This window comes from Pediococcus acidilactici DSM 20284 (assembly GCF_000146325.1).
Taxonomy (GTDB): domain Bacteria; phylum Bacillota; class Bacilli; order Lactobacillales; family Lactobacillaceae; genus Pediococcus; species Pediococcus acidilactici.
On record NZ_GL397067.1, the window covers coordinates 811,087 to 824,731 of the forward strand.

Annotated in this window: 11 protein-coding genes; all 11 read right to left on the minus strand. The window is 39.1% G+C overall.

Annotated features, from left to right (window positions below; all coding sequences use genetic code 11):
- Nucleotides 1–7: 7 nt before the first annotated feature.
- Nucleotides 8–1,243 (minus strand): preprotein translocase subunit SecY, encoded by a 1,236-nt coding sequence (locus HMPREF0623_RS04040; protein WP_004166067.1) that lies wholly within the window; start codon nucleotides 1,241–1,243, stop codon nucleotides 8–10.
- On the minus strand, nucleotides 1,240–3,609 hold the full coding sequence (secA2, locus tag HMPREF0623_RS04045; protein WP_004165480.1) for an accessory Sec system translocase SecA2: 2,370 nt from the start codon (nucleotides 3,607–3,609) through the stop codon (nucleotides 1,240–1,242). The genes HMPREF0623_RS04040 and secA2 overlap by 4 nt, the downstream gene beginning before the upstream one ends.
- 694 nt (nucleotides 3,610–4,303) lie before the next feature.
- Nucleotides 4,304–5,107 (minus strand): hypothetical protein, encoded by an 804-nt coding sequence (locus tag HMPREF0623_RS04050; protein ID WP_002832196.1) that lies wholly within the window; start codon nucleotides 5,105–5,107, stop codon nucleotides 4,304–4,306.
- 11 nt (nucleotides 5,108–5,118) lie between these two features.
- On the minus strand, nucleotides 5,119–5,853 hold the full coding sequence (locus HMPREF0623_RS04055; RefSeq protein ID WP_002832197.1) for a hypothetical protein: 735 nt from the start codon (nucleotides 5,851–5,853) through the stop codon (nucleotides 5,119–5,121).
- A 241-nt stretch (nucleotides 5,854–6,094) separates the two neighbouring features.
- The gene (locus HMPREF0623_RS04060; protein WP_002832198.1) at nucleotides 6,095–6,457 is read right to left on the minus strand and encodes a DUF1634 domain-containing protein; all 363 of its coding nucleotides are present in this window, start codon (nucleotides 6,455–6,457) and stop codon (nucleotides 6,095–6,097) included.
- On the minus strand, nucleotides 6,458–7,303 hold the full coding sequence (locus tag HMPREF0623_RS04065) for a sulfite exporter TauE/SafE family protein (protein WP_002832199.1): 846 nt from the start codon (nucleotides 7,301–7,303) through the stop codon (nucleotides 6,458–6,460). It abuts the gene before it with no gap.
- A 164-nt stretch (nucleotides 7,304–7,467) separates the two neighbouring features.
- Nucleotides 7,468–9,636, minus strand: coding sequence for an LTA synthase family protein (locus tag HMPREF0623_RS04070; RefSeq protein WP_036671268.1), 2,169 nt, complete (start codon nucleotides 9,634–9,636; stop codon nucleotides 7,468–7,470).
- Nucleotides 9,637–9,739: 103 nt separating this feature from the next.
- On the minus strand, nucleotides 9,740–11,308 hold the full coding sequence (locus HMPREF0623_RS04075; protein WP_036671269.1) for a peptide chain release factor 3: 1,569 nt from the start codon (nucleotides 11,306–11,308) through the stop codon (nucleotides 9,740–9,742).
- A 66-nt stretch (nucleotides 11,309–11,374) separates the two neighbouring features.
- Nucleotides 11,375–11,779, minus strand: coding sequence for a glycerol-3-phosphate cytidylyltransferase (gene tagD / locus HMPREF0623_RS04080; RefSeq protein WP_002832202.1), 405 nt, complete (start codon nucleotides 11,777–11,779; stop codon nucleotides 11,375–11,377).
- 75 nt (nucleotides 11,780–11,854) lie between these two features.
- On the minus strand, nucleotides 11,855–12,985 hold the full coding sequence (locus HMPREF0623_RS04085; protein ID WP_002832204.1) for an AI-2E family transporter: 1,131 nt from the start codon (nucleotides 12,983–12,985) through the stop codon (nucleotides 11,855–11,857).
- Between the two features lie 79 nt (nucleotides 12,986–13,064).
- Nucleotides 13,065–13,619, minus strand: a complete 555-nt coding sequence (locus tag HMPREF0623_RS04090; protein WP_002832206.1) for a DUF402 domain-containing protein — start codon at nucleotides 13,617–13,619, stop codon at nucleotides 13,065–13,067.
- Nucleotides 13,620–13,645: the final 26 nt, after the last annotated feature.

Genomic DNA, 13,645 nt, shown 5'->3' on the forward strand with positions numbered 1-13,645 from the left:
TTATCACTTACAAAAGATCATATTGGGTTCTTAAGTACATTGTCTTCAATTGATCTAACGTAGTATCCATAATCGTTACCAAAATCAATATGCTGGCATATGCAAACGTAAAGTTAGTAACTCCCGGTACGTATAACCCAATTATCAGCGGAGTGGCAACTACTACTAAAAAGTAACCGTTAGCCGCTGTACTTAATCTCACCACATGATGATTCAAATATCTTTGTGTGTCTTTTCCTGGAGTAATCCCAAAAATATAATCTCCAGATTTTTTTAAATTCTCTGCCTGTCGTTCTGTTTGAAGATTCATAAAACTAAATGCATAACTTAAGAACACAACAACTCCACAATAAATCGTAATTCCTACGGGGTTATTAAAGTTAATATATGCTTGAGTAAACCTACTAAACCCACTATCAGGACTAAAGTTAGCAATATAACTAGGAATCATAAATACCGTGGTAGTAAACATAAAGGGCATGCTTCCTGAGGTTAGAAAACGAATTGGCAAATACGATTCGGAAAAATCATTCTGGACATTAGGCCTCTGTAATGGGATTCTTAATTCTGCCTTATTGAAAAATACTGTAGCAACAAAAACCACTAACACCGAGATTCCTAAAGCTATCCATAAATTAGTCGAAAATGATGTTACTTGATTAGTACCTAGCCCTGGTCCTCGAAAAACCATCAATGGTAAATTAGTAATAATACCAGGCATAATTAGAACACCAGCGCCTCCTACTCCAAACTTAGCCGTCATATCTGACATCCACGCAACAATCATTGCACCGGCAACCAAGATCATAAAAGACACTACTAAATTAAAATCAAACCCAAAAATTTTGTCACCTGCGAGAGTAATATTTTTTTTGATTGCAAAAATAAATTGCAGAGTTTGCAATATTGCAATTATTAATGTTATCCACCGCTGAATAAACCCTCTTTTTTGGTCGCTAATCTTGCTCATTGCATCAACATTAATCAATTGGATTGCTTGGAACAAAATCATTCCAGTCATGTATGGACCCAGTCCAATTGAAAATAGTGATGGAAATCTAGACTGCCCACCAGTAAGCATAGTAACGTTTCTTAATAGTGGCGAAGCATTAAGTGCTTTACGACTTAAGTCAGAATCCAAAGCCGGAATAGCAATCTGTCGCCCCAGCTCCATTAAAACAATCATAAACAACGTAAACATGATGCTAGCAATTAACTCGTTTTTTTCACTTCTTTTTCTCATGGAAATTCCACCCTAATTGATTCATTTTTTCCAACAATTAAATCTGACAGTAGCATATATTTAATTGTATTCTGCCAAAATGCTTTTCTCATTTGCCTAAACGAATTCATAGCCTCTTTTTCATATTCAAATATTGGATTATGTTGGCCTGTAGAACGACTACTTACCACAGTTTTTAACTGTGATAAATTGTCTACCTGTTCAATCCAAGCCACATCCAGCGCTTTCAAAATTGATAGCCGCTTTAAATAGTTCTGCTTAAATTCATTATCGAGAATTAATTTTTGGTCTTCCCACTTCTGTTTTGCAACTTTTAAAACGTATTGTTCCACTTGTTCTGGGTCCTCTAGAATTTTTGAGTCAAATTGCTCGTCGCTATAATTGTAATCTAAGTTATTAATTATAAAATCGCTTAGTTTATCTCTTGTAATACCCTTACCGCTCGAATATAGTTTAAAAAAGTCATCCCAAATTCTTTGGGTAATTTCACCTAAATCCCCGTTAGCCATCACGTAGTCACGAAAATCGTAAATCATTTCGCGTTGGATCCGTAAAATATCGTCCATTTTAACGGAACTCTTACGCGCTGATTCAGCCTTTGTATCTGCAGCTTGTTGGGCACGTTCTACGATGTTTTTAGCACGTCGTCCTCTTAGTGGCTCCCCATACTTGCGTTTTCCTTCTTTAAGAGCCTGCGCTAACCGCATCCGATACTTATCTACCCAGTCAGGAGCATTCTCAATAACCACTTTATCTTCAAGAGAAACCAAAAAAATACTCTCTCCTGGATCTCCTTGTCGCCCTGCACGACCACGTAACTGATCGTCTACTCGACGACTATTCATTCGTTCCGTTCCGATTACCAACAAGCCACCCTTTTCTTTCACACCGGGGCCGAGCTTGATGTCAGTACCACGACCTGCCATCGAAGTAGCCACAGTAATCGCTCCAGCTTGACCAGCATCAGCAACGATCATAGCTTCTTTAGATTCACTTTGTGCATTTAAAACGTTATGGACAATCCCATTTTTCAATAAAACTCTTGAGTAAAGTCTCGACAACGACAGCGAACCAGTTTTTAGTAGAACTGGCCGTTGAACTTCGTATGCTTTTTTAACCAGCTTCACAGTAGCTTCGATTTTTTCATCCATAGTGGCATAAACAATGTCTGGCCGGTCAACTCGGATGTTAGGCTTATGTGTGGGAACCTTTAAAACCGGTAAGTTATAAACATCCATGAATTCTCGTGCGGATGTAACCGCAGTTCCGGTCATCCCAGAAAGCTTTTTAAACATTTTAAAGAAATTCTGTAAAGTGATTGAAGCCATTGCTCGGGTTTGCTCGGTAAGTGGAACTTCCTCCTTGGCTTCCATTGCTTGATGAATCCCGGATTCCCGTTTCATTCCAGTCAGCGCTCGTCCATTTTCACTGTCTAACAGCAGTACTTCATCATCTACAACAACATAATCCTGATTACGCTTTATCGTATAATTAGCTTGCAACGCTAACACTAAATGACGATACAAATCAGACCATCTTTTGGAAACTAAGTTAGTTATCCCTAAGTAATCCTCCAGGTGTTTAATGCCTTCTTTCGTAAACCATACGCTCGTTAAATCTTCACTAAACTCATAATCCTTATCTTTTTGTAAACTTTTTACAATACGATCCGTTGAGTTAAAAAGATTAGATTGTACTCGGGGAGAACCCGAAATTACTAGCGGAGTTTGTGCAGCATCAAGTAACACTGAATCTACTTCATCAACTAGTGCAAAATTTAAATCATTAAGTTTCTTATCCGTGGCGTTTTCCACAAGATTATCAGTTAAGTAGTCAAAACCTAATGCACTATTGGTTGTATAGACTATGTCATTATTGTAAATAGCTTGCATATCTAATTCTTCTTCATCAGGACTTACTCCCGCAGCACTAGTCAGTCCCATCCAATGGTACACTTTACCAATTTCTTCGGCGTCTCGGTTAGCTAAGTATCCGTTGACCGTAACTAAAAAATTCCCTGGACCAGTCAACCCATTCAAATACATTGGCATCGTTGCAGTTAAAGTTTTACCTTCTCCAGTATTCATCTGGGCAACCATTCCATAATGAAGAATTACCCCACCTAACACCTGATTTTCAAAAGGCTTTAATCCTAAGATTCGGTAGTCGGCCTCACGAATTGTGGCATAAGCCTCAACCAAAATCGATTCTAAGCTTGCTCCTTCTGCTAATTTTTCTCTAAATAGAATGGTTTTGGCTTGTAATTGTTCGTCCGTCAACTGCTGATATTCTTTGTCTAAAGCTAAAATTTTTTTAGTGATTTTCGAATACTTTCTAAGTCGAAAGTCATTAAAATCGAATCTCATCTGTCTACCTCTATTCTTTATCGTACATCAAATGTACCACAATGCATAAATTTTTTATAGCCGCTATGTTACATAGGATTAATTTTTAACTTTTTCAATTATCCTATTTACTTTTAAGAAAAAAATTGTTTAAATAGCATCAAGAGCAACTCACAATAAAAGGAGGTCTTTATCATTAATAATTCATCTAATCAAAAAAGCCACCTACTTGAAAAAGACATCGAAAAAAGGGTATCTTATGAAAAGGATATTCAAACTCCTCCACATTCACGAAACAAATCTCATACTAATGCGCCGGAAAAAGTTATCTCTATCGTTTTCTTTCTAATTATTTTGAGTAACTTAGTTTACATGGGAGTTTCCTTTATGAACCACTAATCGCTAAGCTAATTTTCACTTACAAGCCACTCTTAGTTAGTGGTTTTTTTATTACTACTTAAGTTTTTTATGCAAACCAATAAACGTTTCTATAAATTAACATTCTTAAATTATATTACCCTTTAATGTTACACCCGTGATTAAGATCTTCTGTCTCAAATTTTAAAAAAAAGGCATAAAATAGAAAACTAATTTTTATTAACATCTAAATCTCCCCTCTTGAATTACTTTGTTAAGCAAAAATAGCTTTAAAATTATTGGCATCTACGCTAGTTAATTTTAAAGCTATCTGATTCTAGTAATATTAATGCAATAGCTAACCTAATTCATACCGATCACTAAATTGTGTTTGTAGTACTGCCTGAAATATTTCTTCTTCAGCCCTATTATCTTCAGAATTAAGTAGATGCTGATTATTTTCCATCAGAACAGAACTTAGCAATTCTAGGATGGGCGCTCGATTACCTGTCAAATAAGCTATTGATGAAGGTCCACAGTCCTTGCTAATTAATAATTGATGATTCTGTGGTAATTTAACTTCTAGTTTTCCTGTATTGCTAATAATAATTTTTTGTAACTGAGGATGTTGGATAATATATTCAAAAGTATCACTAAAAAAGTTGTATGAAGCAACTTGATGATTACTTATTTTAATATTAAAACCTAACCGGCTTAAATCGTGGATTAAATCTAAAGTTACAAATTTACGAGATGTTATAAACACTTGAGTGCCACCTAAAAAGTACGGATGAGACTTCCTCTTGTTAGTGCTCTTCTCACAAACTAACGCATCCCCCTTTGCTTCACCAGTTAAAAAGATTCTTTGAATGCCATTAATCCATTCTATTGGTATATCAACACGTTGATTTTCGTTTCCATTTTTATCTAGAATGACGATTTTTTGTTCTTCTTCATCAAAGTCCCACATCGAATATTCGTTAGGTTTAAAGGGGACTGCCCCTGGGAAAAGTATTCTTCCATCTTGTCCAAACTGAATCAAAAAATACGCTCGCAGAGAGTCTTTCTTAAGAAATATCGCTACAGAATCGTTTTTTTCGGTATAATGCCGGTATTCCCAATAACGGTCGCAAATTAATTCTTTTACCGTTTTTTTATTCATTGCCGAAAGCCTCACTTATGCTTAAACCAAGCACTACTTATTTCTTGATGTCCATTAAAAATAGTACTAACCTCACGCCCGTGAATTAAGCGGTTACTAAAGTAACGGTATGCCACGTAATTGGAAATCAGCATCTCAAATTTTCCTAATCGATAAGAGTCATCACCCTGCTTGATTTTTACCTCTGCCTCGGTAATTAACTTAACCATAATTCCCAAATATTCAATTAACACATCGCGAGTTCCCACCATTATTCCTAGATTTAGAATTGGTAAATTGTTATTTTCCCAAATAAAATCCTTCATATATGTTGGAGCATCACTATTGATGATGATTGCAGTATTAAATAATGAGCTGGTTTCATCGCCGATATAAAGGATTCCTTCTCGGACACTATCAAAAGGGTAATTGAGCATTGTCACATCACCGGCATCTGTTAACGCGGCCTTTTCAATTTCGGGATGGTCCTTTAGAAAGTCAAAAGCCATTAGAATCCTATAAAAATACAAAGTCAAATCTGGATAATGCTCAAATAAATCAACATGAGTAATTGTTAGCCCCTTCTCTAAATTTTCCTGACTTGGTCCGTTCGTTAATACATAATAAGGGACTTTAAAATTCGCTAAAGAGTCTGCCTGTTTTTTCACTTTTTCAGAAATATCTATTTTACTATTGTCTTTGTGATACAGATCGTCAGTCATGTTGACGATGAATTCACTTATCACAACATTTGGTTCAACCTTCATGTAAAACTCCCTCATTTATACTTCGGCTTCAAAATTGTAATGGCCGTTAAAATTCTATCTCGTTAATTATAACTTCTATATAGTGAATTGTCCACGTCACCAATAAGAAATCCATTTTTTTAATATAAAAATGTACTTTGTTACTTGCAAACCCAATTTTTTATCTTGTAATAATAAATATGTATTTCCTAATAAAAAAGCTAGGAAAGTTTGTCAACTCTCCTAGCTTAATTAATCGTTATTACCCTTGGTAACCAATTGTCATCCCGATAATTAGAATAATTAAAACAATTGTCGTAATCGTTACGTACAGTCGATCCCCTTCCTTAGCAAAGGCGTAGATTGACACCACGACTCGCAAGACAGGGGTTAAAATTAGCAGAAAGATTCCCAACATTAAAACTGCGTAGGGCTTTAATTGCATAGCTCCTTGGAAAATTATTCCCAATCGGGTTGGTAAGGCACCGGCATAACCCGAACCATTTTTTACTAACCATAAACCGATTCCGCAGATAATGACGATTGCGGAAATATAAACCCCAACTTGTAAAATACGGCCAATCAATAATTCGACGTGATTCATTTCTTTTTGTTTAGCGTTCATCTAAAAGTTCACCCCAAATCCTTTTAAAACCATTTGTAAGCCCATGTATAGCAATACCGGAATGAAGATTAACCGAATCCACCGGGGACGAAGGCGCTGCATAATTCGGCTCCCTAATTGGGCACCAAATAAAATTCCAATTGCTAAGGGACCCGCAATGTCAGCATGAATCGAGCCGTTGAAGAAGTAAACCATCGCACTAGCCGCAGCGGTGACTCCCATCATTAAGTTGCTAGTGGCGCTAGAAGGTTTTAACGGCATCTTCATGATGTTATCCATCGCCATCACCTTAAACGCGCCGCTTCCGATTCCTAAGAGTCCGCTAGCTAATCCAGCGCCAAACATCACTGCCGAACCTCCTGGAACATTTTCCACTTGGTAATCAATTTGTTTTTTCAGCGCCTTATCGTAGTAACTGCCATTAAGGTTAAGTTGGTTAGCTAAGCGATCATTCTTTGCGCTACCTTCTTCACTGCCCCCTTGACGGAGTTTTCGGTACATGTTCCAACTCGAAAAAACGAGAAACGATCCAAACAGTACGTAGAGGACCGTCGAATTAAAAAGCCCGGTCATGATCGCCCCCACAATCGCTCCGACCGTGGTCGCAATTTCCAAAAACATCGCTACCCGCAAATTAAGCATCTCGTCCCTTAAGTAGGCAATGGTAGCACCTGAACTAGTCGCAATTACTGCGATGATACTTGCCCCAATTGCGTATTTAATATCGAGTCCCATCCCAATGGTCAAGACCGGGGTGATAATCATCCCGCCCCCAATACCAAGGATGGCGCCAAACACTCCGGCCAATAGACCGACCAGCAGTAAAATGATTAAATGACTTGCCATAAATCAAAGTCTCCTTCTAACTTAATTAAATTTTTAAAGCTCCACGATTCTTAACTAGTATTTTAATCTAAAAAACAAAAGAGGTTGGGAAAAATTTCCCAACCTCTCCATGCTAATTCTTAATTTTGTTTGGGCTAATCGTGAGTCCCTTAAATTGTTAATATCTATTTATCTTCTTGGGTAGTAGTGTCTGCGGAACTACTTCCTGAATGACTGCTATCTTCCGAAGAATTGTTGCTTGAAGAACTCGAACTAGCCGCCTTCTCTTCATTTTCTGGTAATTCCGGTGCATCGGTTACGTAATCGTCAATCGTTGACCGGCCGTGATTTTGTTCGAGCAAACTAGTCTTGGATTTTTGCGCCTTCTTTAGATTCTTCAAGGCAGTTTTCTTAGTGTAGCTGTAATCCGCCTTATTGACCTTCTTAAACCAGTCTAAGTCTGCAAAGCGCAACAAATCACCATTAATGATTCGATCGGAATAATTCAACTCATTATTAACGTACTGTTGAATTTGTTTAACCTCCCGTTTTTGACTAGCCGTTTCGTCAGTAATCTGCTCCCCAGTAGCCGTGTAGTATAAATCACCACCGTACTTGGTGTACTTCTTAGAAACGAAATCCCCGTTTCGGAACGCCACAATTTGGTTATACTGCTTAGAATTAATGTCGTGACCAAATTGATAAGCTCCTGGCGTATCAATTCCTAAGAGGTTCAATAGGGTTGGCATCACGTCAATTTCACCACTGTAGTTGTGGTTGACGCCTCCCTTTAGACCCGGAGCATGAATCATGAACGGTACCTTTTGGAACATAGCCAAATCATAATTAGTAACCCCTTTTAGACCTAAAATCTTGGCAATTGCGGGTTTATGATTGTTTGAAATTCCATAATGATCACCGTACATCATGATCAAACTCTTATCGTAAAGTCCGGTCTTCTTCAAGTAACTAATTAGTTCCCCAACCGCTTGGTCAAGGTAATGGGCCGTTTGAACGTACGGGTCAACGGTTGAATCCCCCGTCTCCCACGGATCAATAGAAACGTTTTTCTTTTCGATTCCGTAAGGATAGTGGTTAGAAACCGTGATTAATTTTGCATAGAACGGCTGTGGAAGCTCTTCAAGGAATTTCGCGGACTGTTGTAAGAACAACTTATCCTTCATTCCATATCCACTTACGTACCCCTTCTTCAACGAGTAGTATTGCTTACTGAAGAAGTACTGGTAACCAAATGATTTATAAGCGTTATCCCGGTTCCAGAAACTAGCTACGTCCCCGTGGAAGGCTGCGGTAGTGTAACCGTGCTGATCCATAATTGCGGGCATGGATTGGAAGGTGTTGGTAGTACCATCCGTAACCATCGCTGATCCTTCAGGTAATCCAAACAACGAATTTTCTAACATCATCTCGGCGTCGGCCGTCTTTCCTTGTCCAACTTGGTTAAAGAAGTTGTCATAAGCTAGCGTGTTCTTATCATTGTAGAACTTATTGATGTTAGGAGTAATTTCCTTTCCCTTCCACTTTTGGTTAATGACAAATTGTTGCAAACTTTCCAAGTGAATAATAATTACGTTCTTACCCTTCGCAACACCCTTATATTCGATGTTGGCGGGCACGTTATTCTTCTTTAAAAACTCGTTAATTGGTTTTAATTGAGAACTTTTGGCTTCTTTCTTTTTATTACTATTCTGAACGGTCTTAACGCCGTCATACAGGGTGAAGCTTTGTAATCCCAAATACTTAACAATGTAGTTATTATCAAACGTCCGGGTCAGCAATCCGGAACGGTTTGAATAAGCAAGGGCTAAGTTAGCGGCTAGGACTCCAATTGACAAAATCGTGACCGCTAATGAATTAACCAGCTTGAAACGCTGTTGGTCAATTTTAACAAAACCAAACGCTAAAATTGCAATGACGAAGATTACATCCACAAACACTAAAAAGTCGGTTGGTCGTAAAATTCCCATCAAGCTTTTTCCCAGGTTATCCGAAGCGGCACCCGAGCCCTTGATTAAGTTAAAGGTGATAAAATCTGAAAACTCTCGGTAGTATAAAATGTTGGCAAACAGCCAGGTTGATAAGATTGCATCCATTACAATCATGTACCAATAGGCCCATTTACCCCGGATATATAATCCAATTCCAAATAATAGAATGGCAAAGCCAAGGGGGCTGATGGCTAAAATTAATTCCTGCATCCCACCTTGAACACCCAACGTAAACTTAGTTTGGTACGCAATGTATGATTTCAGCCAAAATAGCCCGGTAATCAACATAAAGAACCCAAACTTGGTGTTCACACCCCGGCGAAACTTACCCCATAAACGATTCATGCTATCGTTCCTCCACATGATATTTCTTAAATAACTTATCCATTATAGCCCATAATTTACCTAGTTGGCTGTTTGAATCGGTTACTTTAGAAAGTTTTATTTTTTAAAGTTTTGCGGTGAGTTCTACGTCAGGATACTTGCCTTTGAACCAACGTTCCGCGAATTGATTTTCGAATAGGAAGAGCGGTTGTCCAGCGCGGTCCTTCACCAACAAATTCCGGGAAGACGACATTTTTTCGTCCAGTTGTTCCGGATTGATCCAGCGGGCAATTTTCTTGCCCATTGGTTGCATTACCACTTCCGAATTGTATTCGTTTTGCATCCGGAATTGGAACACTTCAAATTGCAATTGACCTACGGCGCCAAGGATGTAATCCCCCGTAGTGTAGTTTGTGTACAACTGCACCGCACCTTCCTGCACCAATTGCTGAATTCCCTTATGGAAGGATTTTTGTTTCATTACGTTCTTTGCAGAAACGCCCATGAATAATTCTGGAGTAAATTGCGGCAGCTTTTCAAATTGTACCGGTTGCTTGCCAGCGTAAATTGTATCCCCAATCTGGAAATTCCCCGTATCGTATAAACCGATAATATCTCCAGCAACCGCACGTTCAACATTTTCCCGTGCATCCGCCATAAATTGAGTTGAATTGGAAAGCCGCAACGTCTTACCAGTCCGGTTTAAAGTAACGTCCATTCCCCGATCAAATTCTCCGGAACAGATCCGTAAAAAGGCAATCCGGTCCCGATGGTTAGGGTTCATATTCGCCTGAATCTTAAAAACAAATCCGGAGAATTCTTCGTCAGTAGGTTGAATTTGTTCGCCGTCCGCCACTTTATGCACGGATGGTGCCGGAGCAAATTGTAAATAAGCATCTAGGAAAGTTTTTACCCCAAAATTAGTTAAAGCTGAACCGAAGAAAACCGGAGTCAATTCACCCTTGGCGATCTTAGCCTCGTCAAATTGGTTCCCCGCTTCCTTCATCAAGTCCACTTCCATCATTGCGTCTTGGAAGACACTTTCTTCTTCAATGGGATTAGGTTCTTTTAGTTCACCATTACTATCAAGCGCTAAATATTCGGGCTCGTCAGTATGTAGTTCAATCCGGTTGTTGTAAATGTCATACAAGCCTGCCAGACCTTTTCCCATCCCAATTGGCCAATTCATTGGGTAAGCGTCAATTCCGAGAACTTCTTCTAGTTCATTTACTAGGTCGAGAGGTTCACGGCCGTCGCGGTCCAACTTGTTCATAAAGGTAAAAATTGGAATTCCACGCATCTTACAAATTTGGAATAACTTTTTAGTTTGGGGCTCAATCCCCTTTGCGGAATCGATCACCATCACCGCGGAGTCCACGGCCATTAGGGTCCGGTAAGTATCTTCCGAAAAATCCTCATGTCCAGGAGTATCCAAAATGTTGATTCGTTTTCCTGCATAATCAAACTGCATCACTGAACTAGTTACGGAGATTCCCCGCTTCTTTTCAATTTCCATCCAGTCTGACTTAGCGTAGTTGCCCGTCTTCCGAGCCTTAACCGTTCCGGCTTCTCGCACTACGCCCCCAAACAATAGTAATTGCTCGGTAATGGTGGTTTTCCCCGCATCCGGGTGAGAAATAATCGCAAAAGTGCGTCGCTTATCGACCGCCGCTTTTAATTCTGCCTGGTTCATATTCGTTCCTTTCCCTCTAAAAAATAAGATTGGAATCATTTTGATATCCCAATCTTAACTGTTGTCTTAATCTTTTTTATAATCACCAAGACCTAAATCACGCTTGATTTTAGTTGTCGAGATTCCTTCGGTCCGTGGTAAATAAATAACTTTACAGTAATCCTTGAGAAAATCAAATTGACCCTTCCAGTCGTCGCCCATTACGAAAATATCAATATCATTTTCCTTAACGTCATTTATCTTTTGATCCCATCCGCGTTCTGGAATCACTTCGTCAACATATTTAATCGCTTCTAAAATATACTTTCGGTCTTCGTACGGGGTGTAAGCTTTCTTGCCCTTAACCGCATTAAACTCGTCCGTTGATAAACATACTGTCAAATGGTCGCCTAATTCACGTGCCCGCTTTAACAACCGGACGTGTCCTTTATGCAACAGGTCGAAAGTCCCGTAAGTAATTACTCTTGTCAAGATTTTTTTCTCCTTGAAATAATTTATCTAACTCTGTAGATATTACCATATTAATAGCAAACTACCAAATTTAGCCTATTTTTCTGGCTTAACCTTTTCTTCAATCTTATCTCGGTCTAAAACCCAGATATGGTGGATAAAGTTAATTAAAACTTTAACAATTGCGTAAGTCGGTACCGCCAAAATCATTCCCAAAATTCCTGCAAGTTTTCCCGCTACCAACAATAAAATAATGATGGTTAACGGATGAATTTGCAAGGACTTGCCAATCACGTTCGGGTATATTAGATTTCCGTCCACTTGTTGGACAATTAAGACCACGATGATCACCGAAATCACCTGTTCGGGAGACTGGGCAATTGCTACTAGTAGCGAAGGAAAAATCCCAAAATAAGGTCCGACATACGGGATGATGTTGCAAATCCCCGCAATCACGCCGAGCACCAACCCATACGGCTGATGGATAATCATATAGCCAATCACGGTAAAGGTTCCCACGAAAATACATTCAATTACTTGTCCAGAAATGTAAGAAGACAGCGTGTCACTCATTGAATAAAATAAATTTAACACACTTTTGCGGTTGTGTTCTGGGACAATCCGCGAAATTGTCGGGATTAATTTGTAACCGTCCTTTAACATGTAAAACAGAATAATGGGCACCGTAATCACGATGACTGTGATGTTAGTAAGCGCCGCGATAATATTACCGATGCTGTTAGTCATGTTCGCCAAAAATTGCTCTGCGTATTGGCCAATCTCATTATTAAGATTTTTTAAATACGGGTCAAAATCAACCTTGCGAAGCCAGGAATGGTCGACTAGCTGAGGAATGGCAACCTGCAGTTTCTTGGCAATCATTGGTAAATTCCCTAACATTTGGGAAATTTGATCGATCAAACTGGGCAAGAAAGAGCTGATTCCCCAAACAATTAGGAGCAGGAATCCCACAAATACCAACACCACTGCCCAGGTACGCGATATCCGAAACTTCTTATAATGGACCTTCATCAACAACTTCACCAACGGATGGAGCATGTAGTATAAGAAGGTCGCCAAAATTAACGGCATGAATACCGTGCTAATAAACGTTCCAATCGGGCTAAACAAAAAATCAATTTTAGTACAAACCCACAGCAAGGTCGCAATAATTAACAATTCCAACGACCAGTACATTAAGGGCGTTTTACGAAATTTCTCAAACATTTACCAGACTCCTCATTTTCATCTATGTTCAGTGTATTCTTTTTTAAAGAAAAGGGAAGTGCTCTTCACACCTCCCTTTTTACCGAGTATTGCGCTCCGCTATATTCAGATAACGTTTGTACCAAATATTAATAAACTCAACCGAAAACGGTCCACGCTTTTTATTTATCCAATCCGTCAGTTCCCGTACACTATCCAGCAAAATCTGAATCGTGTCCGCGGAATAGTGCCACTGCCGACTGAACTGCTCGAATTCGTCCGTATCCAAAAGGCGCCGTTCGCCATTGGGAAACACCTTAACATCTAAATCGTAATCAATGTACTTGAGGGCTTCGCGATCCAAAACATATGGTGACGCAATGTTACAGTAATAGGAAACTCCGTTATCCCGAATCATCGCCACCACGTTAAACCAAGTATGCTTATTAAAATAAACCAGCGCCGGTTCCCGAGTCACCCAGCGGCGGTCGTTATCCTCAATCACCACCGTGTGATCATTACAGCCAATAAACTCGTCTTGACTATTTTTTAGAACCATTGTTTCACGCCAAGTCCGATGCAAACTACCATCATGCTTATAGCTTTTTATCGCAATATACTCGCCTTCCTTTGGTCCATCTGAGTATTGAGACATAGCATAAGCCTACTTCCTACAGCTGA

What these genes read in the sequence shown, in the direction of transcription:
- HMPREF0623_RS04065 (WP_002832199.1), bottom strand. Translation starts at nt 7,303, where the DNA reads ATGGCAAGTCATTTAATCATTTTACTGCTGGTCGGTCTATTGGCCGGA.
- HMPREF0623_RS04040 (WP_004166067.1), bottom strand. Translation starts at nt 1,243, where the DNA reads ATGAGAAAAAGAAGTGAAAAAAACGAGTTAATTGCTAGCATCATGTTT.
- HMPREF0623_RS04075 (WP_036671269.1), bottom strand. Translation starts at nt 11,308, where the DNA reads ATGAACCAGGCAGAATTAAAAGCGGCGGTCGATAAGCGACGCACTTTT.
- HMPREF0623_RS04090 (WP_002832206.1), bottom strand. Translation starts at nt 13,619, where the DNA reads ATGTCTCAATACTCAGATGGACCAAAGGAAGGCGAGTATATTGCGATA.
- secA2 (WP_004165480.1), bottom strand. Translation starts at nt 3,609, where the DNA reads ATGAGATTCGATTTTAATGACTTTCGACTTAGAAAGTATTCGAAAATC.
- HMPREF0623_RS04060 (WP_002832198.1), bottom strand. Translation starts at nt 6,457, where the DNA reads ATGAACGCTAAACAAAAAGAAATGAATCACGTCGAATTATTGATTGGC.
- HMPREF0623_RS04050 (WP_002832196.1), bottom strand. Translation starts at nt 5,107, where the DNA reads ATGAATAAAAAAACGGTAAAAGAATTAATTTGCGACCGTTATTGGGAA.
- HMPREF0623_RS04085 (WP_002832204.1), bottom strand. Translation starts at nt 12,985, where the DNA reads ATGTTTGAGAAATTTCGTAAAACGCCCTTAATGTACTGGTCGTTGGAA.
- HMPREF0623_RS04055 (WP_002832197.1), bottom strand. Translation starts at nt 5,853, where the DNA reads ATGAAGGTTGAACCAAATGTTGTGATAAGTGAATTCATCGTCAACATG.
- HMPREF0623_RS04070 (WP_036671268.1), bottom strand. Translation starts at nt 9,636, where the DNA reads ATGAATCGTTTATGGGGTAAGTTTCGCCGGGGTGTGAACACCAAGTTT.